Annotated in this window: 22 protein-coding genes and 2 riboswitches; of the genes, 14 read left to right on the plus strand and 8 right to left on the minus strand. The window is 38.2% G+C overall.

Annotated elements, in window-relative coordinates; genetic code table 11:
- Window positions 1-189 precede the first annotated feature (189 nt).
- Window positions 190-744, minus strand: a complete 555-nt coding sequence (locus CBF35_RS13865) for a GNAT family N-acetyltransferase (protein ID WP_126782266.1) — start codon at window positions 742-744, stop codon at window positions 190-192.
- A gap of 227 nt (window positions 745-971) precedes the next feature.
- Window positions 972-1,075, plus strand: a riboswitch (TPP riboswitch).
- A 64-nt stretch (window positions 1,076-1,139) separates the two neighbouring features.
- Between CBF35_RS13865 and thiT the strand changes: the two genes are divergently transcribed.
- Window positions 1,140-1,730 carry an energy-coupled thiamine transporter ThiT gene (thiT, locus tag CBF35_RS13870; RefSeq protein ID WP_126782268.1) on the plus strand — a complete coding sequence of 197 codons (591 nt, stop codon included), beginning with the start codon at window positions 1,140-1,142 and terminating at the stop codon, window positions 1,728-1,730.
- Window positions 1,731-1,862: 132 nt separating this feature from the next.
- Here the strand turns inward: thiT and CBF35_RS13875 are convergent, their stop codons facing one another.
- Complete coding sequence (locus tag CBF35_RS13875) at window positions 1,863-3,620, minus strand: ABC transporter ATP-binding protein (protein ID WP_126782270.1); 1,758 nt, start codon at window positions 3,618-3,620, stop codon at window positions 1,863-1,865.
- Window positions 3,620-5,353: an ABC transporter ATP-binding protein gene (locus CBF35_RS13880; protein ID WP_126782272.1), complete on the minus strand. Its 1,734-nt coding sequence runs from the start codon at window positions 5,351-5,353 to the stop codon at window positions 3,620-3,622. Before CBF35_RS13880 ends, CBF35_RS13875 begins: the two co-directional genes overlap by 1 nt.
- Before the next feature lie 766 nt (window positions 5,354-6,119).
- On the opposite strand from CBF35_RS13880, the gene CBF35_RS13885 reads away from it, so the two are divergent.
- Window positions 6,120-6,752: a 50S ribosomal protein L25/general stress protein Ctc gene (locus tag CBF35_RS13885; RefSeq protein WP_126782274.1), complete on the plus strand. Its 633-nt coding sequence runs from the start codon at window positions 6,120-6,122 to the stop codon at window positions 6,750-6,752.
- A gap of 60 nt (window positions 6,753-6,812) precedes the next feature.
- Here CBF35_RS13885 and CBF35_RS13890 read toward each other — a convergent pair whose 3' ends face one another.
- The 4 genes from CBF35_RS13890 to CBF35_RS13905 form a co-directional block, all read right to left on the minus strand.
- A complete protein-coding gene (locus CBF35_RS13890) occupies window positions 6,813-6,998 on the minus strand; it encodes a hypothetical protein (RefSeq protein ID WP_126782276.1) in 186 nt (61 codons plus the stop codon).
- Window positions 6,999-7,238: 240 nt separating this feature from the next.
- Window positions 7,239-7,979, minus strand: a complete 741-nt coding sequence (locus CBF35_RS13895; protein ID WP_126782278.1) for an amino acid ABC transporter ATP-binding protein — start codon at window positions 7,977-7,979, stop codon at window positions 7,239-7,241.
- 2 nt (window positions 7,980-7,981) lie between these two features.
- Window positions 7,982-9,568: an ABC transporter substrate-binding protein/permease gene (locus CBF35_RS13900; protein ID WP_407290311.1), complete on the minus strand. Its 1,587-nt coding sequence runs from the start codon at window positions 9,566-9,568 to the stop codon at window positions 7,982-7,984.
- 212 nt (window positions 9,569-9,780) lie between these two features.
- Window positions 9,781-9,956: riboswitch (Lysine riboswitch) on the minus strand.
- A 65-nt stretch (window positions 9,957-10,021) separates the two neighbouring features.
- Window positions 10,022-10,321, minus strand: a complete 300-nt coding sequence (locus CBF35_RS13905) for a hypothetical protein (RefSeq protein WP_126782280.1) — start codon at window positions 10,319-10,321, stop codon at window positions 10,022-10,024.
- A 280-nt stretch (window positions 10,322-10,601) separates the two neighbouring features.
- Between CBF35_RS13905 and CBF35_RS13910 the strand changes: the two genes are divergently transcribed.
- The 5 genes from CBF35_RS13910 to CBF35_RS13930 all read left to right on the plus strand — a co-directional run bounded on the left by CBF35_RS13910 (window position 10,602) and on the right by CBF35_RS13930 (window position 15,233).
- Window positions 10,602-11,651: an acyltransferase family protein gene (locus CBF35_RS13910; RefSeq protein WP_170174810.1), complete on the plus strand. Its 1,050-nt coding sequence runs from the start codon at window positions 10,602-10,604 to the stop codon at window positions 11,649-11,651.
- 60 nt (window positions 11,652-11,711) lie between these two features.
- A complete protein-coding gene (locus CBF35_RS13915; RefSeq protein WP_126782284.1) occupies window positions 11,712-12,431 on the plus strand; it encodes an NAD-dependent protein deacylase in 720 nt (239 codons plus the stop codon).
- Window positions 12,431-12,694, plus strand: a complete 264-nt coding sequence (locus CBF35_RS13920) for a chorismate mutase (RefSeq protein WP_126782286.1) — start codon at window positions 12,431-12,433, stop codon at window positions 12,692-12,694. Before CBF35_RS13915 ends, CBF35_RS13920 begins: the two co-directional genes overlap by 1 nt.
- Window positions 12,695-12,707: 13 nt before the next feature.
- On the plus strand, window positions 12,708-13,226 hold the full coding sequence (locus CBF35_RS13925) for a transcription repressor NadR (RefSeq protein ID WP_126782288.1): 519 nt from the start codon (window positions 12,708-12,710) through the stop codon (window positions 13,224-13,226).
- A 129-nt stretch (window positions 13,227-13,355) separates the two neighbouring features.
- Window positions 13,356-15,233, plus strand: a complete 1,878-nt coding sequence (locus CBF35_RS13930) for an acyltransferase family protein (protein WP_126782290.1) — start codon at window positions 13,356-13,358, stop codon at window positions 15,231-15,233.
- A 47-nt stretch (window positions 15,234-15,280) separates the two neighbouring features.
- On the opposite strand, the gene CBF35_RS13935 is transcribed toward CBF35_RS13930, so the two are convergent.
- Complete coding sequence (locus CBF35_RS13935) at window positions 15,281-16,663, minus strand: L,D-transpeptidase family protein (RefSeq protein WP_126782293.1); 1,383 nt, start codon at window positions 16,661-16,663, stop codon at window positions 15,281-15,283.
- Between the two features lie 304 nt (window positions 16,664-16,967).
- On the opposite strand from CBF35_RS13935, the gene pth reads away from it, so the two are divergent.
- From pth to hpt, 7 genes are all read left to right on the plus strand, one after another.
- Entirely contained in the window at window positions 16,968-17,537 is a 570-nt protein-coding gene (pth, locus tag CBF35_RS13940) for an aminoacyl-tRNA hydrolase (RefSeq protein ID WP_126782295.1), read from the plus strand.
- A gap of 18 nt (window positions 17,538-17,555) precedes the next feature.
- Complete coding sequence (gene mfd / locus CBF35_RS13945) at window positions 17,556-21,098, plus strand: transcription-repair coupling factor (protein ID WP_126782297.1); 3,543 nt, start codon at window positions 17,556-17,558, stop codon at window positions 21,096-21,098.
- A 126-nt stretch (window positions 21,099-21,224) separates the two neighbouring features.
- The gene (locus tag CBF35_RS13950) at window positions 21,225-21,488 is read left to right on the plus strand and encodes an RNA-binding S4 domain-containing protein (protein ID WP_126782299.1); all 264 of its coding nucleotides are present in this window, start codon (window positions 21,225-21,227) and stop codon (window positions 21,486-21,488) included.
- A gap of 74 nt (window positions 21,489-21,562) precedes the next feature.
- A complete protein-coding gene (locus CBF35_RS13955) occupies window positions 21,563-22,033 on the plus strand; it encodes an FtsB family cell division protein (RefSeq protein WP_170174811.1) in 471 nt (156 codons plus the stop codon).
- A gap of 58 nt (window positions 22,034-22,091) precedes the next feature.
- Window positions 22,092-22,532, plus strand: a complete 441-nt coding sequence (locus CBF35_RS13960) for a S1 domain-containing RNA-binding protein (protein WP_126782303.1) — start codon at window positions 22,092-22,094, stop codon at window positions 22,530-22,532.
- Between the two features lie 62 nt (window positions 22,533-22,594).
- On the plus strand, window positions 22,595-24,034 hold the full coding sequence (tilS, locus tag CBF35_RS13965) for a tRNA lysidine(34) synthetase TilS (protein ID WP_126782305.1): 1,440 nt from the start codon (window positions 22,595-22,597) through the stop codon (window positions 24,032-24,034).
- A complete protein-coding gene (hpt, locus tag CBF35_RS13970; protein WP_126782307.1) occupies window positions 24,015-24,563 on the plus strand; it encodes a hypoxanthine phosphoribosyltransferase in 549 nt (182 codons plus the stop codon). Before tilS ends, hpt begins: the two co-directional genes overlap by 20 nt.
- Window positions 24,564-24,575 lie beyond the last annotated feature (12 nt).

A 24,575-nucleotide genomic window follows, 5' to 3' on the forward strand; every position in this document is an offset into this window, starting at 1 on the left:
GATTGACACCTCAAAAATATTACGAAACATTCAAAGTATAAAAAAGATGATCCCCAAATTTTGGGAATCATCTTTACACAATTCATACCACTTTTTTTATTATGTCCTTGACAAGGGGTACACTTTATTCGTTCGAATAGGCCTCCCACTTTTTTTAATTGATTGACTGTTTATGTCCTGCCGCCAAGACTAGTCACTAAGAAAGTTTTGGCGTAACAAGGCGTACTTATTCATATTACGATAGCTGCCATTCATCATAAAATCATCAACATCTGTTCCGACAAAAGTGAATTGAGCTTTTTGGGCCACCCGATTACTAGCTAGGTTTTCAGTGTCAGCAATAATAATTAGTTTATTTAAATTTAAATAATTAAAAGCGTAATCACAGATTTTACGGACAACCTGACTAATAATTTCTTGGTTTTTGTAGTCAGAATGAATCCAATAACCAATCTCAGCTTTTCGAAGCTGCTGATCCATATTGTGGAGGTCAGCACAACCAACAATTTTGTTCTTAAAAGTGATACAAAATAATTTATCGGTACCTTCACTGTCTTTTTTTAGTTTAAGATTAATATAATTAAGTTGGCCAGATGAATCAGTGGCCAGGTCGACAAAATCTAAAAAAGGTCGTAAGTGTTCTTTATCTGAGGCTACCAATTGAAAAATCTCTTCGGCCATCAACTGATCAGTATGGACGAGGCTAATAGTATTTGTAATTGGTAGTGAAAAATAATAAGACATAATAGGGTTCCACCCATTTGATTAAGGTTAATGTGGATTATACAGCTTAATGGCTTAAATTAATAGATTGAATCCAGAATAAGTAGTTGTTAGAAGCTCAAAACTAGTAATGTTATTTTAGCTTAAACATGTAATTAGTATGCCTTGTCTCAGAAAATTAGCCATATAAGTTGAAAGGTAAGCCCTCTCATGTTATATTAAGGGTGTCAAAAAACTAAATAGAACTTACCATCACAAAGGGGTGCCTTAACGGGCTGAGATTGAGCAATAGCTTGGACCCTTCGAACCTGATTTCGTTAACACGAGCGTAGGGATTGTGATGGGGTAGAAATGTAACTTTCTGCTCCTCCTTTGTTGTATGGCTTTTGTTCTACAAAAAAAGGAGGAGTTTTTTTATGACGTCAAAAAAGTTACAAGTCTGGATTGAAGGAGCGATCGTGGCAGCTCTTGCCATTGCTCTCTCGATGATCCCGACCAATATTGGGACAAGTTTTAGTATTTCTTTAGGGATGATTCCCTTAACTGTTTACGCGATACGCCGAGGGTTACAACCGGGGTTATACGCAGGTTTAATTTGGGGATTATTGCATTTCCTAGTGGGGAGTGTTTACTTCTTAAGTATTGTCCAAGTCCTTATCGAGTATTTACTAGCCTTTACCTTTGCTGGTTTTGCTGGTCTTTATAAAAATAAAATTCAAGAAGCCTTAGCAAGTGGAGACACTAAAAAGTTTAAAATCCACTTAGTTCAAGCCACATTACTAGGGACTTTAATGCGCTATTTCTGGCATTTTGTAGCCGGGGTTGTCTTCTGGGGCGCTTACGCATTATGGGGCATGAATCCTCTAATATTCTCACTAGTCATGAATGGCGCCAGTGGTTTAGCCACTGCCCTTGTGTCATCAGTAGTGATTGTTCTGATTGGGAGTAAATTCCCTCAAGTCTTTTTACCAAAAGAAAAGTTATACTTATTAAAAGCAGAAAAATAACAGTTTATTCAGTCAAATAAAGTCATAATTAAATCAAAGACCCCCTCAGAGAACTGCATGTCTCTGAGGGGGTTATTTATATTAAAAAGACATCAAAGAGTTCCAGAACCAAGAAGTGACTCTGGCCTACTATTAACTCGTGAATTGAGAATGGTAAAGTTGGTAATAAAACCCATTTTCGATAGCTAATAATTCTTGATGGCTACCAATTTCAACAATCGCACCTTGATCCATCACAAGAATCGTATCAGCTTCACGAATAGTCGCTAGGCGGTGAGCGATGACGAAGCTCGTTTTACCTTTCATCATACTGAGAAAGGCCCGTTGAATTTGTTGTTCTGTTAAAGTATCGACGGAACTAGTCGCTTCATCGAGAATTAACATCGGCGGTTCGGAAATCATTGTCCGAGCAATTGTTAATAATTGCCGTTGGCCTTCAGAAATTTTTACGCCACTACTACCAATCACCGTGTCATAACTGTCTGGTAGTTTCTCGATAAAAGCATGAATGTTAGCTGATTTAGTCGCCGCAACCATTTCAGCGTCACTGGCGCTAGGGTTACCAAGGAGGAGATTTTCACGAATCGTACCATCGAATAACCAAGTGTCTTGTAGCACCATGCCAAAGGATTTTCGTAAAGAATCTCGGGTGTACTTAGTTAATGAATGACCATCAATCAAAATATCACCACTCGTCACGTCATAAAAGCGCATTAATAGATTGACGAGAGTTGATTTACCAGCACCAGTCTTACCAACGATTGCCACTGTCTCACCGGGGTTAACTCGTAAGGTTAAATTGCGAATCAATGGTGTGTTTGGTAAGTAAGAAAAACTAACATCATCGAAGAAAATCTCGCCAACTGCCTTAGTCAATGTTAAGGCGTCAGCTTCTTCCGGTAGTTCTTGGGGCTGATCCATTATATTAAACGTTCGTTCTAAACCGGCTAGGGCTGTTTGAATTTGCGTCGTAATTCCCGATAGCTCAATAAAAGGTTTTGAAAATTGACTCGCATAAATAGTGAAACTAGAAATCATCCCGATAGTTAAATTGCCAGTTCCTTTAATCACGACTAAGCCACCTAATAGACCAATAAAGACATAAGCTAAATGATCGATAAAACGAGATAAAGGATTCGTTAGTGAGGAAGCAAACTGAGCCTTTTGGCCTTGGACAAGGAGGCGCTGATTGAGTTTGTCGAAAGTCTGTTGGGCACTTTCTTCATATTGAAAAGCTTTGACGACTTTTTGATTGCCAACAACTTCATTAACAAAGCTAGAGATGTCACCAACAATCTGTTGTTGTTCGCTGAAGCGTCGCTGACTAGTCGTGGCGACAATCCAAGTCACTAGGAAAATCAAAGGTGTGGCTACTAGCACGACTAAAGTTAAGGTTGGACTTAGATAGAACATCGAGATTAATGAAATGAGGACAATCGTCATCCCCGAAAATAAAGTATTAAAGATGGCAACGCCGGCTTCAGAAACGAAGTCTAAATCATTTGTAAAACGACTAATAATATTACCGTGGGCTGTTTGATCATAGTAATTAATTGGTAACTGATTCAAGTGGTTAAACGTGTCTTTCCGGAGTTCAGCGACTGCTTTGTAAGACATCCGATTGCCTAAGAGCTGAAGGAGCCACTGTGATAAGGTAGCAACGATTAAAAGACTGCCTAAGAGGAAGAGGATCTTAAACAAGGCACTGAAATTAACAGCCTGAGCCCCAATCATAGCGTCGATTCCGCGACCAGTATAAAAAGTGATAATCACTGTGGCGGTGCCGCCAGCAATGCCTAATAATAAGGCACTGAACATTTCTTTTTTATAAACTAACAAATAAGGTAGAAAGCGTTGAAAAGCCGAGGAGTGTTTGACGTTTTTGTTCATTAGACTGACTCCTCCTTTTCTAGTTGTGACTGGTAAATGTTTTGATAAACAGTTGATTCCGCAAGTAATTCACTGTGGGTGCCTAAGCCGACTTGTTTGCCCTCAGCTAAGACGAGAATTTTTTGCGCATCTGTGACCGAACTAACTCGTTGGGAAATAATGACTAAGGTCGTTGCAGCTAAATCTTTTCGTAACGCTTTTCGTAACGCTAAATCCGTTTGGTAATCGAGAGCGCTGAGTGAGTCATCTAAAATTAAGATAGCAGGTTTTTTAATTAAGGCTCGAGCAATGGTTAGTCGTTGGCGTTGACCACCAGAAAAGTTTTTGCCACCTTCTAAGACAATCGTCTCAAGGCCGTCTGCCAACGCTTTGACAAAATCAGCAGCTTGGGCGGTAGTAAGTGCTTGCCAACACTCCTCATCTGTTGGATTCGTTTTCCCCCAAGCTAAATTTTCACGAATCGTACCAGAAAATAAGACACTTTGTTGGGGAACGATACCGACTTGTTGCCGTAAGGCCTTTAAAGAAAGCTCGTTGACAGGGTGTTGGCCAACGGAAATTTCGCCAGCAGTTCCATTGTAAAAACGGGGAATCAACTGGGTTAACGTACTTTTCCCGCTACCAGTGGGCCCAATGATTCCTAAGGTTTGGCCTTGTTGAATGGAGAAAGAGATGTTTTCTAAAGCTAACCCACTTTTTTCTGTGTACTTAAAATCAACCCGATCAAAGCTTAGGCTTTTTTCCCCAAGGGCGAAAGTCGGCGTTAAGGGTGTGGCAACGTCATTAATTGATGATTCAGTGGTGAGGATTTGGTTGACTCGGCTAGCAGAAGCGGAGGCTCGAGTGAAGACCACGACTAAATTAGAAACAACGATTAAAGCTAAAAGCATTTGAATTAAGTAGTTAATCAAGGCTAGGACTTCGCCTTGACCCATGGAGCCGGTATTAACATTGATCCCGCCAAAATAAAGTAACGCAATAATTGAGGCGTTCATAATTAAAATAGTGGCTGGGTTTAGTAAGGCGGAAATATTAGCCACTCGAGTGTAAGCCCGAGCAAGTTCATCGGTACTTTCCCGCATTTTAACTTTTTCCCGTTGTTTTTGACCAAAGGCCCGAATAACTCGAACGCCACTGAGGTTTTCTTGAATGACTAAGTTCAAACTATCAACTTTCCTTTGAACAATCCGATACAGTGGCACGGTTTTTTTCATAATGAAAAATAAGATTAAACAAAAAATCGGTAAAGAAATCACAAAAATTAAGGCCATCTGGGGATTGATATAGAAAGCCATTACCACAGAGCCGAGACTTAAAAAGGGAGCCCGGATGACTAGACGAATCAACATCGCTAAAGCTAGTTGGAGTTGATTGACGTCACTAGTTAAACGGGTAATCAAGGTGGCTGTCCCAAAGTCGTTTAATTCTTGATGAGATAAGGTATTAATTTTTTTCATTAAACCGGAACGAAGCTCAGTTCCGAAGCCTTGTGAGGCAATCGAAGCGTAATATTGGCAAATCATAACGCAAATCAGTCCGATGACTGACATGGCAATCATTGTTAAGGCGGTTTTAATCACGTAGGCAGAATCGTTTTTAGCAACGCCGTTGTCGATTAATTTAGCCATATAAAAAGGTAGAAAAAGCTCGAACACAGCTTCCAGAAATTTGAAGATTGGACCGAGAATAACTTCCTTACGGTATTTTTTTGCATAAGGTAACAGTGAAAACATACAATTCCTCCCAACAGTTAAATCATTATAACGATAATAAATGATTCTTTTATTGTACGCTACTCACTAGAATAAATAAAGCTAGGGGCTGGCTTATATCTCCCGGTACAACTAGGAGTATTTTAACCATATCCGGTGATAACTAGGTTTACCCCCCTGTGAAACTAGATAAAAGTGAACAGAGTCTACTAGATTAACAGATATAAAGTAGTCACTTTTAAAAAAAGGTAGCTAAAGATGTTTTATGTACAATTATTATATAAAAGAATGATAAACAAGTTTAACGGGTGTGTAATATAATAAAAAACAGTAAATGATGAAGTTATAATATTATTTTAAGAATAAAATAACGTTTTCTTTCTATTTAATGTTGGATTTCTTGACTTATCGCAAAAAAGTGCGTATGGTTAAGACATAAGCTTATATTATAGTGTGATGAATTAATTTTAGTGAGAGAGCCACTTTCATTAAAAGAAAAGTCACGATGGGCAAATAGGAATTTTCATTAAATGGGAAATTTTTGTTTAAGCAATCGGATTGTAGTCTCTTAAAGTATGAATAACTTTGGCTAGTCCAGCCATGTTTCTCTATGTAAGAGTGATTGTCTATAACTATAAGTGAAGTTCGTTTCTCAAGAAATGGCAAAAGCCGGTTAATTTTTAGTCCTATTAGTCGAAGTGAGTTAAAATTGATTCAGAATTTAAGCGACGACGTAGAGCTAAAAAACGAACTTATTTTGGATAATATCTTAAGGAGGAATAAAATTATGGCAGTAATCGTTAAAGTAGCAGAAAGAGCAGTTAGACCTAGATCACTAAGAAAAGAATTAAGAGCAGCAGGACAAGTACCTGGTGTTGTTTACGGAAATAAAGTTGAAAATACTTCAATTTCAGTAGACGCTCATGAGTTAAGTCGTTTAATTAGAGAAAACGGACAAAACGCCGTTTATACATTAGAAATTGCGGGCAAAAAAGTCCCAACTTTATTGTATGATTACCAATTAGACACATTTAACCGCGATTGGGTTCACGTTGAATTCTTAGCAGTTGATATGAATGAAGAAACAGAAGTCGAAGCAGAGCTTACATTAGTAGGTACTCCTAAAGGGGTTAAAATCGGTGGGGTTCTTGGACAAAACCTATACACAATTATGGTATCTGCAACACCAGATAAATTACCAGAGCGCGTTGAAGTTAACGTTGAACACATGGAAATTGGCGACGCAATTACAGTTGCTGACATTCCAGTTCACAAAGACTACACAATCGTGACTGAATTAGAAGAACAAGTTGCGACTGTTGAAGAAGCAATCGTTCATGCTGAACCTGAAGTTGATGATTCAACATCAGCACCAGTTGCTCAACCAGAAGTAATTGGCGAAGCTAAAGACAAAGAATAATTTAAACTATTAACTATATAAATAGACACCGAGAGCAAACTACATGCTCTCGGTGTTTTTCTATTTTTGTGATTTACGTAAGGTCATAATTGTTAAAGGAATGGCTAAAACTAAATAGCCAATAATGACTAAGATGGCTAGTTTGCCTGTGAAGCTAGTCAGCTGCAGTTTTTCAATTAACAACAAAGGGATGACAATTGATAAGGCATAAATGATGAATAATTGCATAAAACGTTTAAATTCCATGTAAGCACCTCCCTATTTATTAAAAGCCTTTAGTCGTAAAGATGCAAGCCCTAATGATCTATTCTTTAAATTCCACGAGTTGTCCACATAAAAAAACAGAGTTATCCACATTTTTTGGGGATAACTTTGTTAGAACTGGGGATAACTAAGAGAATGACTGTTAAAACAAGCGGTTATTCTGAAAAATATGGGTAAAAGTCAGTGGAGAAGTTATCCACAATTAACAACCTCTGTGGATAACTAATTTTCCGCTAAGACCCGTTCTAAGAATTGCTGGGTCCGTTCTTCGGTAGGATGATTAAAAATATGTTCCGGTGTCCCAGATTCTGCGATGACCCCTTTATCCATAAAGATCACCCGATCAGAAACGTCCCGGGCAAAGCCCATCTCGTGGGTAACGACAACCATTGTTAGTCCTGTTTCAACTAACTCCCGCATGATTTTTAAGACTTCCCCAACCATTTCTGGATCGAGAGCCGAAGTTGGCTCATCGAATAAGAGGCAGTCAGGATTCATCGAGAGAGCTCTAGCAATGGCGACCCGTTGTTTTTGACCACCAGATAATTGTTTAGGTTTAGCATGGGCAAAATTTTCCATGCCAACCCGGCGTAAGTTTTCCACAGCGATTTTTTCAGCTTCTTCAGGGGAGCGTTTTAAGACTTTAACTTGTCCAACGACACAGTTGCTTAAAATATCATGATTATCAAATAAATTGAATTGTTGAAAAACCATTCCTAAATGGGTCCGATATTCTGGCAGTTTATAGTTATCTTGTAAAATATTTTGACCGTTGAAGATAATATCGCCTTTCGTCGGTTTTTCGAGTAAATTAATACAACGGAGTAAGGTTGATTTACCAGAACCAGAGGAGCCGATAATTGTCACGACTTCCCCTTTAGCCACTGTTAAACTAACGTCTTTTAAAACTTCATTCTGGCCATACCATTTATTTAAGTGCTTAATTTCAATCATATTAGACATAATTATAGTCCCTCCTGTTGAGCTTTAATGTCTTCCGGGGTCACAACTTGCATTTGATTCGCATAAGGGGCGTAATCATCTGGACCGTCAAGACGGCGCTCTAAGTAACGTAAAATTTGGGTCACAGTGAAAGTCATAATAAAGTAAATCACACAGACAACAAAGAAGGTGTCGAAGAAGCGGTAGTTACTACCGGCAACTGATTTCGCTTGGAAGAATAACTCACTGACAGCAATCACGTTTAGAACGGAAGTATCTTTAATATTAATCACAAATTCATTACCTGTAGCAGGTAGAATATTACGAATGACTTGAGGGATAACGACATTGCGCATAGTTTGACCATGTGTCATACCAATCGCTTGAGCCGCTTCTGATTGACCTTTATCAACAGAATAAATGCCGCCACGGACGATTTCAGTCATGTAAGCTCCCGTATTAATCGAAACAATAAAGAGAGCAGCTAAGGTCCGGTTAATATCAATCCCAAAAGCTTGAGCGGAACCGTAGTAAATCACCATGGCTTGAACGATCATTGGAGTTCCCCGGAAAATTTCAATGTAGACTGAGAAAAATTTATTTAAAATAGCATAGCAGATCCGTTTGAACTTTCTTTCTGGAGTTGGAATCGTTCTGAAAACGCCGATGGCCATCCCAATGGCTGTTCCTAAAACCGTTCCGATTAGGGAGATGAATAAAGTCATCCCAGCGCCACGTAAGAACATCATGCCGTTTTCTTTCAATATTTTAATGACCCAAATCTCATTACTATTATTGTCAGGTTGATTAGCAATGACTTGTTTCATAATTTTGTCTTGTTCAGCTGGCGGAATCTCAGCTAAAATGTCATTGATTTCAAGACGTAAAGGACTGTCTTTTTTTAAACCAATCGCAATGGCAGTGTCAGCCGGTTCTGTTTGAAAACCATTAGCTTGTGAGAACTCAACAAGTTTAAAGTTAGGATTCGCATTTTCAGCAGTTAAAGCTTCCGGTTTTTCAGTGACGTAACCATCAATCACCCCTGATTCTAAAGCCACGCGCATGGCGGCAAAGTCATCCATGGCCGTTTGTTTGTTAACACCAGCTATTTGGTCGATTACCGAGTAGTGAAAGGTGTTTAATTGAGCTGTAATTTTAGCATCAGCAAAATCAGTTAAGGCCGTTGCTTCTTCATAAGGGCTGCCTTTTTTGACGAGGAGGACTAAATGAGATTGGTAGTAAATGTCAGAAAAATCAATTTCTTTGCGACGTTCTTCCGTTGGTGACATCCCAGCAATTACGGCATCGACTTTACCAGAAGTTAGAGCTAAAGGTAGGCCATCCCATTGGGTTTTGACAATCACTAGTTTTTTACCAAGTTGATTGGCAATGGTTTTAGCGATTTCAACATCATAGCCACCAGCAAATTCTTTTGAGCCTTCAATGGGAACAGCCCCATTTTGATCCGTTGTTTGGGTCCAGTTAAAAGGTGCATAACCAGCTTCCATAGCGACTTTAAAGGTGTCTTCTTCTGCCTGGACAGGTAGCGTAAAGACAACTAACCCTAGTAGTACAGGGAGTATCATCGTCACGAGTTTTTTTATATTCATTTTGTTCCTCCTATTTTGACAGTTCTCTCGTGTCAATTGATTTTAAATTGTAAGTGTCAAATGAGAGGTGGGGTGAGGAAGTCAAAAGCTGACTTCCTCAGGTTGTAGCCAATCAATCCCGTTAACTCGCTGTTAAAAATAACTGAGAAAACAAAAAGGACCTCATGATTTCTCATGAGGTCGCGATACTGGACTGATTCATTCTGCCTTTAGACAAGAATAGCGCAACTTAACTTTTGAAAGTTAAGACAGTTCAACAGCTATCAACTGTTGTCCCAACATCTACTAGTGAGGCTAGTAAATATTTCGGCGATGTTCCCTCCTTATAACCTCACAGCATCCTCATGCTAAGTTATAATTCCTAATTATCGCGACCTCTACCTCATATTGAGGCACTTATTCAATTTCATAAATCTTAACCTAATTTGACTTGGAAGTCAAAGGGTAAAAAACTTATTTTGCTGCAGCTAATTTAGGTTCGCGACCTAAAACAGCTTTAATGACTGCTAAACCTAATTCAGTTGCAATCAATCCATACATAAGTGAACTATACGTTGTGATATCGAAATCCCAAGTTTTGTAAACAACTAAAACAATAGCTAGAACAATTGCTGCAAGAACGTTAAATAATGCGAAAGCCCATAAGTTACCATTCTCTTTGTTTGCTAAGTAGTAGACAGAAAAAGCTGTACTAATGACGATCCAAGCAATACTAACTAAAATAGCTACCCAATAAATTAAAAATGCTACCATTTATTTCACCTCTTTCTTCTCACTTGCTATTTTATCATCTTATTTTTCTCTTGTCATGAAAATCAACAAGAAAGTTGCTATTTTTATCACAAACTTTTTTTAGAAGGTCAAAAGTATCTAAAATGACCCTCTTTCCAAGGGGGGTAACTTTGAACTTTCAGTAGTTGTATCATTCACAAGAAAAATTAACTTCATCTTGTAAGTCGGTCTTAGGACGGTTTTTTTTAGAGTGAAACTCTAGTATACTAATCATTTAACGAAGATAAAAAGGAGAATTCATTTGCCCAAGGAACGTCAAGAACAACTAACTAACAAACGTTATCCTGGTATCGATTGTTTAAAATATGGCGCAGCTATTTTAGTCATTGTGGTTCACATCTCGCCATTATTTCCAACTATGAAATGGCTTAGTTATACTTTTTCTAATGGTATCGGTCGTTTAGCTGTGCCGATTTTCTTTCTAGTTTCAGGCTTTCTTGTGAGGGAGCGCTTAAAAAAAGACCCTGCTTATTTTAAGAGCTATCTGAAAAAGCTTGGGAAAGTTTATGGTTGGTGGAGTTTGTTTTACCTGCCCTTAGGTCTCCTTTGGTTGAATCAAAATGTCGACATTCCGTGGTTTTTGTACCCATTAGCTTTATTAGTTGGCTTTTTTTATGCTGGAACCTATTACCATCTCTGGTATGTGCCAGCTTTAATGTTTGCCTTAGTTATCGTTAATTGGCTGTTAAAGCGCTGGAATTACAAAGTGGTTTTAACTTTAAGCGGAATGTTATACTTACTAGGTTGTCTTGAAACTTATTATAGTCTCCTAACTAATACCTATCTTATTGAAATAGTTGATAGCTACATGAAAATCTTCCAAACAACGCGAAATGGGTTATTTTTCGGGATGATTTTTGTCGCTTTAGGCTTTTTTGTCAGTGATCACAGTCAAAGATTTGCTAAATATGCCAAAGTTACGTATTTAGTTCCTTGTTTAGGCTTGTTGATAGCTGAACTATGCTTTATATTTGATAAACCAAGACTAGATGCTAATTTTTTAGTCATGTTTGTCCCAGTAGCCTTGTTGCTTTTGCTAATAGCTAAAGATTGGCAAGTTAAGCTTTCCCAAGAACGCTTATTACAATTAAACCAGTGGACGAATTTTTATTACTTTGGTCATTTGTTTGTGTTGTTTTTTTGGACTAAATTAAGTCAGTCTACAAGTTTCAAGGGGCTATTTCAGCAAAATGGTTGGTTGCGTTTTATCTTAGTTTTAGTGACCGTTCATTGTCTAGGGCTGATGTGGCAAAAAGTTAGGACGAAACTCTTTCAAGTAACAGAGGGCTAAAATTAGCCTTCTGCTTTTTTATTTAGGGAACCTTGGTTATAATGAGACTAGGTGATAAAAATGGAAAAAAGACAAGAAGCATTAAATTTAATTAAAGACAGTCAAAAAATTACCTTTCTAACAGGAGCAGGTGTTTCAGTCGCCTCAGGTATTCCTGATTATCGTTCAATGACTGGGGTCTATGCAGGCATTGACGCACCGGAATATTTATTAAGTCATAGTTGTTTGCAAGAGGAACCAGAAAAGTTTTATCGCTTTGTTAAAGAACTTTATCATCCTCAGGCCAAAGGGAATATTATTCATCAAACAATGGCCCGCTTGGAAAAAGAAAAAGCCACAGTTAAGATTGTGACCCAAAACATTGACCAACTTCATCATCAAGTCGGCAGCCAGAAAGTCATGAATTTCCATGGCAGTCTTTATGATTGCTATTGTCAAAAATGCGGAGAAACAGTTGCAGTCGAGGCATACTTACAATCAATGACCCATCAAAAATGTGGCGGAATGATTCGTCCTAATGTGGTTCTTTATGAAGAGGGACTAGCTGAAGAGGTGATTAGTCAATCGATTAAGGCAGTGGCAGAAGCCGAATTAATCGTTATTGTCGGCACTAGCTTAAAAGTCTATCCCTTCGCTAGTTTAATCGACTACCGACGTGGAGATAGTCAAGTAATTGTCATCAATCAAGAAGAGTTACTCCTTAATGAAGAGATTATCATGATTCAAGAAGATGCAACGACCTTTTTTGCAGATATAAACGAAAGAAATGAGGAAAAGTGATGTTATCAGAACAACGACAAAAAATTGATCAGATTGATCAAGAATTAGTTAGCTTATTAGAAAAACGGCTGGCAGTAGTAACGGAAGTCGCGGAAATAAAAAAAGCTCAAGGGATTGCTATTTTGGACAGTTCTCGGGAAGAGCAAGTCTTTGAAAAGATAAAAGGCTATGTTGAAAATCCTAGTTATGAAGAAAGTGTCCTGGCCCTCTATCGTGAGATGATGAGAATTTCTCGTGATTATCAACAAAAGCAAAACACTTAAAGAGGTGAAATCAGTGAATGGTGAAGAAAGAAGAGCTTTAATTATTAAAGCCCTCGAGCAATCCCAGCTAGCAATTAGTGCCTCAAAGTTAGCTAAAAATTTTTCAGTCAGTCGCCAAATTATTGTTGGCGATGTGGCTTTAATTAGAGCCGCCGGCATTCAAGTCCGAGCGACTTCTAAGGGCTATCTGTTAGCTAACGGCGAAGGGGAAGCATGGTATCTTGGTAAAGTGGTTTGCCAACACGGACCAGCAGATACTCGAGCCGAGTTAGCTTTAATTGTCAGTTTAGGCGGTTGTGTTTTAGATGTGGCAGTGGAGCATCCTTATTACGGCGAATTAACAGGTAATTTAGACATTCGCACTCAAGGGGATGTCGACCAATTTGTTAAAGTTGTGGAAGCGGGAAAGGTTCGCTTATTATCGGATTTAACTGGTGGGATACACATTCATACGTTAGAATGTGCGACTGAAGAAGGCTTTAAAAAGATCAAAACGGCCCTGAAAGCCCAAGGTTTTTTATATTTAGGTTAATCATTAAGTCACTTAGCAAATTTAAGCTAAGGGCTTTTTTTGTGTTTATAAAACATATGTCTGTTTGTTATTTTAATTTATAATTAGGGGTCTTTAATTACTGGCATATCAATTAAAAGGAGTCGTTAAATGAATAGAATTAGTTATTTAGATGGGTTTAGAGGGGTTGCAGTTTTATTAGTTGTTTTGTTTCATTTAGGTGTAATTAATAGTGGGTTTTCCGGAGTTGAGTTATTTTTTGTGATATCTGGCTTTATTATTACCTTACTAATTTTGAAAGAGTATACAGAAACCGAAAGTTTGAATATTAAGCAGTTTTTTATCCGGCGAATTTCACGGATATATCCAAGTTTGTTAGTAACAATCTTAGGAACGTTATTTCTATTTATCAATTTTCCAGTCTATTCAATTTATGAAAAAGTGACTTCTCAAGGCGTTTTTTCAGCTTTTGGGGTGGAGAATTTTTATGAACTATTCCATTCCTTAGGTTACTGGGAACGGGGCGTGAAGTCTCCATTACTCCATATGTGGTCGATTGGGATTGAATTACAATTTTATTTGTTTTGGCCTTTTATTATGAAGTACTTATTAAAAAGTCAGTTAAATGAGCCAAAAGGCAAGGAAAAAGTTCAACAATGGTTACTAGCTATGGCGGTAATCTTAGGTATTGGTACAGTCTTTGCTAGCAGTTATCTTTCCTTTAATCAAATGTATTACAACCCTTTAACACGAATTTTTTCTTTTGTAATCGGTGGGATGGTCGGTGTGGTTTTATTCAATGCCGAGAAGAAAAAACTCAAAGGCCAAAGCCTTATGATCAGTGGCCTTATTTTGAGCTTAAGTTATCTGTCTTGGGCATATTTTGATGTAGGTAATCTCCTACTATTTAAGGGTGTCATTATCATCTTCTCAAGTTTATTTGCTAGTTTAATTTATTTAGCAGGCGTGACTGAGACGCGGATAATTAACTACGTATTTGAAAATCCCGTATTACTTTTTATTGGGAAGATTAGCTTTTCCTTATACTTAGTTCATATGCCAGTTATTTTCTTTCTTTCAAGTGATGCCATTTTAAAACTAACAGGCGTCTCTCTTCATAGCCAAAATTATGTATTACAGCTACTCCAGTTTTGTTTTTCAATTATTAGCGCCCTAGTGTTGCATTATTTAGTTGAAAGTAAAGTCAAGTTGCGAGGAGGGGTTCCCTGTCTGATTTTAGTGATGATGCTACCACTTATAACTAGTGTCATGGTGAAAAATGCGAATGACTTTAGACTATTTAAAGGGTCAGAACAGCTGATTGAACAACGCTGGATCGCTAGTGAACCGATAGTCATTGAAGGTCAGGAAAATGTCCTGTTTGTAGGGGATTCTTGGTCTCGAAGAACGGCTATGGGGTTTGCTTTAGCGAATCAGAAAAATAGCCAAGTTGATTATGGGACTCTGGCTTATGGTGTCGGTAATGGCAGTCTGATGGATCCCCACTATTATTTGCAAAACAATGAGAAAATCGGGATGTACAAAAGCTTTTCCGGTTATTTAGAACATTGGGAAACAGCTTTAAATACGTATTATCCAACAAAAGTTATTTTAGAGTTTGGTAATTCTGATCAGGCGAAAATGGTAATTGATGAGGAAGAAATCCAAGTAGGTGACCCAGGCTTTGCTGCCTTATATATTAGCCAATATCAAAAAGTAATTGATTTCTTCAGTCGACGTGAGGTTGACATTTACGTTATGAATGTCATTAATAACGCTCATCAACGTTCAGAGTTAGCTTTGACGAAACAGTCTGATGAGATGAATCTGATTATTAAGAAAGTTCTTAAAAATAATGCTAACAAGGTCCAAGTTTTAGATATTCAAGGGCTGTTAGCAGATGGCTCAAGTCAATTATCGCCGCCAATGATTAAAGGGATTTCGATGTATGACGAAACGTGGCATAATTCTTACGATGGGGCAATCTATATCGGTGACTGGCTAATTCAGGAGCTACAACAGAAATAAGTAAGTATCAAAAAAGACCTGTGACAGAAGTCACAGGTCCTTGGTGTTTAAAAGACTAAAACAGGTGTGCCAACATCAATGGCTTCGTATAATTTAGCAGCCACGGCAGGTGGGGTATTGATACAACCGTGAGAGCCAGCGGTTTTCCAAAGTTCGCCACCATAGGCTGGTTGCCAATCAGAATCGTGAATACCGACGCCAGTCCAATCAATTGGCATCCAGTAATCAACGGGTTCAGCATATTTCGAACCGTCATCGTTTGTCCCACGTAAAATTGAATTACGTTCTTTTTTCCAGAGGTAGTTAACGCCTGGGGGAGTAAGTGTCGTTGGTTTACCAGAAACGATGTCAGTATCAAGGACTAAGTCACCGTTTTTATAGAAGTACATGTGTTGGTTTTGGAGATCAACTTCAACGTAAGTATTACCAATTAAAGGTGAACCAACTGAGGCGCTACCAGCGATAATTGGCGAACGGTTAACTCCTTGGCCAGCCAAAATGGCTTGGTAAAGCTCTTCCGTTTCAGTATCTGTTTGAATCGTCCAACTATAAGAGCCAGCGGGAATCGTCACTTCTCCTCGTTTAGTACTCTTAAATTTAGTCGAGTTAGTACTAGTGTTGTAAGTGTCACCTAGGCCAGCAACATAGGCCCGTACTTTTTCTTTATCTAAATCAACTTGGTTATTTTTTTGATCGTAACTGATCCAGCTGGAAATTGTTTCCTTAGGAATATTGATTGTTTCGCCGTTAATTAAGTAGGCCGTTTCTTGGTCGATGACAGTACTAACTTCAGCCAGATTTTTTTTCAAATCGGCATTGTCAGCAGCAATCGTTGGTTTCACAACAAACTCTTTCAGGTCAAGGGAAGATTTACCGGCTGCCAAATCTTCTTTAAGGCGAGTGATAATTTTTTTTGTGTCTAAGTTATTTCCTTGAACTTCAGGGACAATCTCAAAGCCAGCTTCCCCTTTTTTGATTGTGGCATTAGTACTGACTGTCCGGTCTTTATTTAAGGCCGTTAAGTCTTTTTCTAAAGTTGTTACAAAAGTTTTTAAACTCTCTTCATTAAGTGAGGCGTCTGATAATTTTTGTTCATTTGATTTAAGGTAAGCGGTGATCCAAGTGTAATTGTTTTGGTTCGCTAAGATTTTTTCTAAATCTTGGCCATAGTCGTACTCAATCCCTAGTTGACTCTTAGGGATTTCTTTCCAGGCTTGACCATCTTCGATAATATCAAACTGTTCTTTAGCGGTTTTAGTTGTTAAGGTTTTTTCGGCCTCGTTGTGAGTCATACCACTAATATCAATCCCATTAGCAGTCGTTTTTGGTAAGTAATGGCTTTTGAAAAAGTTAGCTTGGTAAAAATAGATCCCTAAAATAACGATTAAAAGCACAGTAATAAGTATATATAACCATTTTCTAGCTTTCATAAGAAGCTCCTTTTTAGTTTATTTGTAATCATATTGTAACATATCGCTTTTAAAATTGAATTGATAATGAGAAACTTACGACTTCGTAAGAAAGTTCGCGGATAATAACTTACAGAAAGTAATCATTCTTTCTCTAATGATAAAAATAATTCACTAATAAAGCAAGTTAATTGTTTATAAAGAATGCCTTTAATATGGTATAATTAAAAAAACTGAGGGCGAGAATATCTCCCTCAGCTATTTTGTGTGTAACGTGGCAACAGAACAAAGAGTTGCCAGGTGAGTGAGAGGAGTCAGCAATTAGATGAAATTAATAGTAGGGTTAGGTAACCCTGGAACTAAATATATGGCAACGAAACATAATGTAGGCTTTATTACGATTGATGAACTCGTTCATCGTGAAAAGCTAAGTCTTAATAAAAAGCAATGTGAAGCTGAAATTGCCGAGTTTTTTGTCGGCACAGAAAAAGTGATTTTAGCTAAACCTCAAACTTTTATGAATGATTCAGGCCGTTCCGTGAGACCTTTGATGGATTACTATAATCTAGCAATTGAAGATTTATTAGTCATTTATGATGATTTAGATTTAGCTGTCGGTCAACTCCGTCTTAGACAACAAGGCGGGGCTGGTGGTCATAACGGCATTAAAAGTTTAATTCAACATTTAGGAACGAAAGAATTTAATCGCATCAGAGTCGGTATTGATCGACCACGACCAGGTAAAGATGTGATTTCTCATGTGTTAGGAACATTTCCCAAAGAAACCCATGAAGATATGTTACTTTCAGTTAAAAGAGCCGCAGATGCTAGTTTGTACTGGGCAGAAGGTCATAGCTTTGTAGACACAATGAATAAATTTAACGTAAAGTCATAGGAAGTAGGACAAATGTAAATGAGTATTATGAAAATGATTGCTAATGGAGCGACAACAAGAAGTTGGTTAGAGCAAGTCACCACTTCAAAACAACAACTAGTGACGGGACTAACTGGCTCAGCCAAAACCTTAGTCATGGCTAGTTTATTTGCCGAGCATCAACAACGAGTTATCATTGTCACCCCCAATTTATACCAAGCAACGAACTTAACAGAAGATCTGCGAAACGTGATTCCTGACGAACAGCTCCATTTATTTCCTGTGGATGAGGTCACCTCTGTGGAAATGGCATTCTCTTCACCGGAAGCCTTAGCTGAAAGAGTGACAACGTTGTCTTACTTAGCTAGTGGCAAACCGGGAGTGATTGTTGTGCCTTTGGCAGGTGTTCGCAAATTCTTACCTAGTCTCAAGGATTGGCAGCAATTTGAACGTCGGTTAGTCAAGGAGCAGACAGTCGACATTGAGGCATTAACAAAAGAACTAGTTCTCATGGGTTATGTCCGCCAAGGAATGGTGGCTAAGCCAGGAGAGTTTAGTTTGCGTGGCAGTATTTTAGACGTCTATCCGTTGACGACAGAATACCCTGTCAGAATTGATTTTTTTGATGTGGATATTGATTCGATTCGCTATTTTGAACCAGAGACCCAACGTTCGATTAAAACGATTGAAGAAGTCTTAATTAGTCCAGCGACGGATGTCTTTGCTGAAGCAGCAGTTTTGGAAAAAGGGGCTAGTCGTTTACGTGATGCCTTAGACAAACATTTGGCAGTTTTAAAAGAACCGGCTGATAAAGAATTATTAAGTAATTATTTTGATGCTTTAATTGGCGAGTGGCAATCAGGTAACCCAACTGAAGACGCCCGCTTTTATTTAGATTACTTATATGATAGTAAAACGAGCCTCTTTAATTATTTAACCGCCCAAGATTTCATTATTATGGATGACTATCCCCGGATGTTAGAAGCCGAAAAAGAGATGCAACGGGAAGAAGGGGAATGGCTAACTCTTAAGTTACAAGACTTACGAGCCTTTCCTGAGCAAGAATTAGGTGGCGATGTCCGCAGTCTTGTCAAAAAAGCCGAAAGTTCCTTGACTTTCTTTTCTTTGTTTCAAAAAGGCATGGGGAATTTAAAGTTCCAAGCCATTCATAATTACCAATTTAGAAGCATGCAACAGTTTTTTGGGCAAATGGGCTTATTAAAAGTTGAAATGGACCGTTGGGTTAAAAAACAAGAAACAGTCGTTGTGTTAGTCTCAGATTTAGAAAAAAGTAAAAAGACAGAAGAGCTGTTTATTGACCATGATATTCATGCTGTCGTGACAACTGAGGATCAGATCTTACTAGGGCAAGTTCAAATTGCTGTGGGGACGTTACAATCTGGCTTTGAATTAGTAGAAGAAAAACTCGTGGTCATTACTGAAAAAGAAGTCTTACAAACAGTGGCTAAAAAACGGGCCCGGAAGCAAACGATTTCCAATGCGGAACGTTTGAAAAGTTATAACGAGTTAAAAACTGGCGATTATGTTGTGCATATTAATCACGGGATTGGTAAGTATATCGGGATGGAAACCTTGCAAATGGATGGGGTTCATCAGGATTACATGACGATTTTATATCAAAATAACGATAAACTCTTTATTCCTGTGACTCAATTAAACTTAATTCAAAAATATGTCGCTTCTGAGTCGAAAACACCGCGGATTAATAAACTGGGCGGTAGTGAGTGGACGAAGACTCGTAGTAAAGTCTCTTCAAAAATTGAAGACATTGCTGACGATTTAATTTTGTTATATGCTGCTCGGGAAGCTGAAAAAGGCTACGCCTTTTCAGCTGATGACGATTATCAGCGAGAGTTTGAAGATGCCTTTCCTTATAGTGAGACGGAAGACCAACTGCGGAGCATTCAAGAAATCAAACACGACATGGAAAAAGTTAAACCGATGGATCGCCTCTTAGTTGGGGATGTTGGTTATGGTAAAACAGAAGTCGCTTTAAGAGCAGCTTTTAAAGCTGTTCAAGATGGCAAACAAGTAGCAATGCTCGTACCAACAACAATCTTAGCTCAGCAACATTATGAAACGATGATTGACCGTTTTAATGGTTTCCCAGTCAGTATTGGTTTAATGAGTCGTTTTAGAACTAAAAAACAACAAACGGCGACGATGGAAAGCATTAAAAAAGGTCAAATCGATATCGTTGTAGGAACTCATCGAATTTTATCGAAAGATGTTGAATTCCAAGACATTGGTTTGTTGATTATTGATGAAGAACAGCGCTTCGGGGTGAAACATAAAGAACGTTTGAAACAAATTCGTTCCCAAGTCGATGTTCTGACGTTAACGGCAACGCCGATTCCCCGAACCTTACATATGTCAATGTTAGGAGTCAGAGACTTATCAGTCATCGAAACCCCGCCAGCTAACCGTTACCCTGTTCAGACTTATGTCATGGAGAAGAATCCAGGAGCGATTCGGGATGCCATTGAACGGGAATTAGCCAGAGATGGTCAAGTCTTCTATCTCTATAACCGAGTGGATACAATTGAACAAAAAGTGGATGAATTATTAAGTCTAGTCCCCGATGCCCGCATCGGTTACGCCCATGGCCAGATGACAGAAGTTCAATTAGAGAATGTCTTATATGAATTTATTAACAAAGAATACGACGTCCTAGTGACTACGACTATTATTGAAACCGGGGTGGATATTCCGAATGTGAACACCTTATTCGTTGAGAATGCGGACCATATGGGCTTATCCCAGTTGTATCAATTAAGAGGACGGGTTGGCCGAAGTAATCGGGTAGCTTTTGCCTACTTCATGTACGAACCGCAAAAAATCTTAAACGAAGTCAGTGAGAAACGTTTGCAAGCAATTAAAGACTTTACCGAACTAGGTTCTGGCTTTAAAATTGCCATGCGTGACTTGTCTATTCGAGGAGCCGGTAATTTATTAGGAGCCCAACAACATGGCTTTATTGACTCAGTTGGTTTTGATATGTATACCCAAATGTTAAATGATGCTGTGGCTCGTAAACAAGGGTCAGCCCCTCAAGATTATAAAACATCAATGGAAATTGATGTGGGAATTGATGCGTATATTCCAACGGATTATATTAGCGACGAACGGCAAAAAATCGAAATCTATAAACGGGTTCGTCAACTTGAGACCCAAGAAATGTACGAAGAGTTAGAAGATGATCTGATTGACCGCTTCGGTGGCTATCCTGATGAAGTTGGCTATTTATTATCAATTGGTTTAATTAAAATGAATGGTGATTACGCTTTAGTTGAAAAAATCACTCGTAAAGGTGATAAATTAGAAATTATTCTCAGCAAAGCCGGGACGAACACTTATAAAGTTGAGCAGCTATTTAAAGCGTTAGCAGTGACTGACTATCAAGCTGACGTAGGTTTAGATGATGATCAGATGAAGATTAAACTGAGCATCCCGAAAAATAAAGGGGCCGCTGTTTGGTTGTTAGAACTTTCGAAAATCATTACGGCTTTACGTGAACAAAAGTATGTCAAAGGAGACCAACCGGAAGAGTTAAAACCATAAGCTACTATATAATAAGTAAAAAGATGTGGATATTCCGGAGTTCATTAGGTATGATAGTTATAGACGTCAATGGTCGCAATAGTCAAGCCATTGTTTTCAATCATTAATAATAATGAGGTGGAAAAAATGAGATTAGATAAATTTTTAAAAGTATCACGAATTATTAAACGTCGTCCAGTTGCGAAAGAAGTGGCTGATAAAGGACGGATTCAAGTCAATGGTCAAGTAGCTAAATCTTCGACTAGTTTGAAGGTTAACGACACTGTGACAATCAAATTTGGTAATAAAATATTAGAAATCAAGATCTTAGAATTAAAAGATTCTACGAGAAAAGAAGACGCTACGAAGATGTATGAAATCATTAGTGAGACAAGAGTGGAAGCTGAGTAAATTTAGATTAGACAATGGTAGTCCTTATTGATATAATGTCTATGATACAAAATCCAGGGAATGGAGTTTTTGGTATGGAAGAAAAACAACTTAAACAAGAGCTACCACAGGAAACGAATATCGCTTCCATTGGCAACCAGTACACGAAAGAGCAAATTCAAGAATTTAACAAAGCACAAAAACGAGTTATCTTTAGACGACGCCGTTTAGCTGTAGTATTTGCTGTGGCTATTGTATTTTTTGTCTTGAGTGGTTTTAACTTGTTTAGAAGTTACCAACATATCAATAGCTTAAAAGCTGAAAAAGTTGCTGCGGAAGTTCAACAAGCAGAACTTAATCAACGAGTCGTTGCTTTGGAATACGATGTTAAACTCTTGGAAGATGAAGAATACTTGCAAAAGCTAGCACGTCAAAAATATTTTTATACAAAAGAGGGGGAGCTTGTTTATAACATCCCTCAAATTAATCAAAACGCAAGAACTGAAACAAAAACCAAAGAACAACCAACTAAACAATCAAGTACGAAAAATTCTTCGAATCAGTGATTGCTTAGTTAGCTAAAATAAAAAAGGTTTTAAAATACTAAGGAGGAACAACTTTTTTATGTCAATCGAAGTAGGGGCAAAAGTTTCTGGTAAAATATCAGGAATCACAAATTTTGGAGCATTTATAGATTTAGGAGCAGGGAAAACTGGTTTAGTTCATATCAGTGAAGTGTCGAATAGTTATGTTAAGGACATTAACGAAGTTCTTAAAGTAGGAGAAACAGTTGAAGTAAAAGTAATGACTGTCGGCAACGACGGCAAGATTGGTTTATCAATTCGCCGGGCTTCGTCAGATGAAGTACCTGAAAGAGCGCCGAAAAAAGAGTTTAGTCGCCCTCAACGAAAAGAGTATAAAAAACCGGTTGTCCAACAAGCACCTAAAAAAGATGATTTTGATTCTTTAATGAGCTCGTTCTTAAAAGACAGTGACGATCGTTTAACTTCATTGAAACGTAATACTGAAGGTAAACGTGGCGGTCGCGGTGGACGACGTAACTAAATAAGCGAAAAAGGATAAGGCAACTTATCCTTTTTGTGTTTTCATGGCAAGGAGGTGCCCAAGTGTTACAAAGAACTTTTAATGACAGTCACTGTAATGGCGACTATTGGGGAAAACAGGATAAATTATTGCTAGCTATTTCCGGTGGTGTTGATTCTCGCGTTTTATTAGAGTTGTTTTTAAGTTTACCAAGTGAAGAAAGACCGCTAATCGGTGTCATTCATGTCAACCATCAATTAAGAACAGAGTCGGATCAAGAGGCCCAATATTTAAAAGACTATTGTAAAACGAAAGGTCTCCCTTATTATGAAAAGCAGTGGCAAAGAGCAACTGAGACTTTAGGGAATGTCGAAAGTCAGGCCCGGGAGTTTCGCTATAACTTTTTCAGTGAGATTTATCAGCGAGAAGGGTATCAAGGCCTCGTCACTGGTCATCACAGTGACGACCAAGCCGAGACAATCTTGATGAAATTAACATCAGGTAGTCAACTTCGCAATTTAGTCGGTATTCGCAAAAGTAGTCGGCGATCAGGAATGATGATTTATCGGCCCTTGTTAGCTTATTCTAAAAATGAGATTCAAGCATACGCGACTGAGCGAAAGTTACGGTATTTTGAAGATGAAACGAATCGCAGTGATGATTATTTTAGAAATAGAGTAAGAACCCACATTATTCCCCAATTAAAAGCAGAAAATCCAAATTTTTTAAAACAAATTCATAGTTTCGTCAAACAAATTGAGTATGCTAATGATATTGTTGCCGAGAAGGTTGCTGACATCTATCAGCAATTAGTGACTGAAAGCCCAGATAGTCAGTGGACAATTGACAATCAGAAGTTTCAAACTTTAGCGGAAAGTCAGCAATACATGTTCTTAGTTCATTTTTTTCAAGAAAACTTAATTAGTCATGGCTATGAAGTCAATGAGGTTCAGTTAGCCGGGGTCATGGAACTAGCTAATAGTCAAAAAGCTAGTGGGCAGATTAGTTTACCTAGCCAGTGGTTGATCATTAAAAGTTATCAGCAACTGACTTTAGTTCAAGGGGCGCAAACAGAAGATTGTCACCAAAGGCGGCGACTTAAAATCGGCGAAAGCCTCAAGCTTAGTCCGAGGGAACACCTCTTACTGCAATTGAGTGATGCCCCGTTAAGCCTACCTGCTGGGACAGAAAACTGGTCGAAGACTGAGATGGCTTTACCCCAAGGGGAACCTAATCAAGAATTAATGATTCGGAAAGCTCAACCAGGTGATCGCTTTAGTTACAATCAAGGGGGCAATACTAAAAAGGTTAGTCGTTACTTTATTGACGAAAAAATCCCCCATCAAAAACGCCAAGAAACTTGGTTAGTAGTGAATACTGAAGGCCAAATTCTATGGATTTTGCCCTTTAGGAAAAGTTATTTGAGTATTGAGAAAGAAACTGATAAAATACATTACAGGCTCATCTATTTAAAGAATGAGCAAGATCTGGAAGGAGACTCTTATGTTGGAGAAGGACATTGAAAAAACATTATACTCAAAAGAAGAAATTGCGATTAAAACGGCTGAATTAGGTAAGGCGATATCAGCGGATTACGGTGATATTACCCCATTAGTAATTGGTATTTTAAAAGGTGCGATTCCTTTTATGGCAGATTTAATTCGTGAAATAGATATCCATGTCGAAATGGACTTTATGGATGTTTCAAGCTATGGCGAGGCATTAGTCTCTTCAGGTGAAGTGAAAATCATTAAAGACTTAGATACAAACGTTGCTGGTCGCGACATTTTAATCGTGGAAGACATTATCGATAGTGGTCAAACACTCCGCTATTTAGTTGACTTATTTAAATACCGTCAAGCGAAGTCTGTTAAAATTGTGACGCTTTTAGATAAACCTGAAGGCCGCGTTGTTGACTTGAAACCAGATTATTTTGGTTACAATGTTCCAAACGAGTTCGTCGTTGGTATGGGCTTAGATTATAAAGAACGTTACCGTAATTTACCTTTCGTAGGTGTCTTGAAACCAGAAATCTACGAGTCTAATAACTAATATATTTTTGAA

The sequence above is a fragment of the Vagococcus salmoninarum genome (assembly GCF_003987495.1).
Taxonomy (GTDB): domain Bacteria; phylum Bacillota; class Bacilli; order Lactobacillales; family Vagococcaceae; genus Vagococcus_D; species Vagococcus_D salmoninarum.

What these genes read in the sequence shown, in the direction of transcription:
- CBF35_RS13865 (WP_126782266.1), bottom strand. Translation starts at nt 744, where the DNA reads ATGTCTTATTATTTTTCACTACCAATTACAAATACTATTAGCCTCGTC.
- CBF35_RS13900 (WP_407290311.1), bottom strand. Translation starts at nt 9,568, where the DNA reads ATGAATATAAAAAAACTCGTGACGATGATACTCCCTGTACTACTAGGG.
- CBF35_RS13935 (WP_126782293.1), bottom strand. Translation starts at nt 16,663, where the DNA reads ATGAAAGCTAGAAAATGGTTATATATACTTATTACTGTGCTTTTAATC.
- CBF35_RS13955 (WP_170174811.1), top strand. Translation starts at nt 21,563, where the DNA reads ATGGAAGAAAAACAACTTAAACAAGAGCTACCACAGGAAACGAATATC.
- CBF35_RS13895 (WP_126782278.1), bottom strand. Translation starts at nt 7,979, where the DNA reads ATGTCTAATATGATTGAAATTAAGCACTTAAATAAATGGTATGGCCAG.
- CBF35_RS13885 (WP_126782274.1), top strand. Translation starts at nt 6,120, where the DNA reads ATGGCAGTAATCGTTAAAGTAGCAGAAAGAGCAGTTAGACCTAGATCA.
- CBF35_RS13950 (WP_126782299.1), top strand. Translation starts at nt 21,225, where the DNA reads ATGAGATTAGATAAATTTTTAAAAGTATCACGAATTATTAAACGTCGT.
- pth (WP_126782295.1), top strand. Translation starts at nt 16,968, where the DNA reads ATGAAATTAATAGTAGGGTTAGGTAACCCTGGAACTAAATATATGGCA.
- CBF35_RS13875 (WP_126782270.1), bottom strand. Translation starts at nt 3,620, where the DNA reads ATGAACAAAAACGTCAAACACTCCTCGGCTTTTCAACGCTTTCTACCT.
- CBF35_RS13915 (WP_126782284.1), top strand. Translation starts at nt 11,712, where the DNA reads ATGGAAAAAAGACAAGAAGCATTAAATTTAATTAAAGACAGTCAAAAA.
- CBF35_RS13880 (WP_126782272.1), bottom strand. Translation starts at nt 5,353, where the DNA reads ATGTTTTCACTGTTACCTTATGCAAAAAAATACCGTAAGGAAGTTATT.
- CBF35_RS13890 (WP_126782276.1), bottom strand. Translation starts at nt 6,998, where the DNA reads ATGGAATTTAAACGTTTTATGCAATTATTCATCATTTATGCCTTATCA.
- hpt (WP_126782307.1), top strand. Translation starts at nt 24,015, where the DNA reads ATGTTGGAGAAGGACATTGAAAAAACATTATACTCAAAAGAAGAAATT.
- CBF35_RS13960 (WP_126782303.1), top strand. Translation starts at nt 22,092, where the DNA reads ATGTCAATCGAAGTAGGGGCAAAAGTTTCTGGTAAAATATCAGGAATC.
- mfd (WP_126782297.1), top strand. Translation starts at nt 17,556, where the DNA reads ATGAGTATTATGAAAATGATTGCTAATGGAGCGACAACAAGAAGTTGG.
- CBF35_RS13905 (WP_126782280.1), bottom strand. Translation starts at nt 10,321, where the DNA reads ATGGTAGCATTTTTAATTTATTGGGTAGCTATTTTAGTTAGTATTGCT.
- CBF35_RS13930 (WP_126782290.1), top strand. Translation starts at nt 13,356, where the DNA reads ATGAATAGAATTAGTTATTTAGATGGGTTTAGAGGGGTTGCAGTTTTA.
- thiT (WP_126782268.1), top strand. Translation starts at nt 1,140, where the DNA reads ATGACGTCAAAAAAGTTACAAGTCTGGATTGAAGGAGCGATCGTGGCA.
- CBF35_RS13920 (WP_126782286.1), top strand. Translation starts at nt 12,431, where the DNA reads ATGTTATCAGAACAACGACAAAAAATTGATCAGATTGATCAAGAATTA.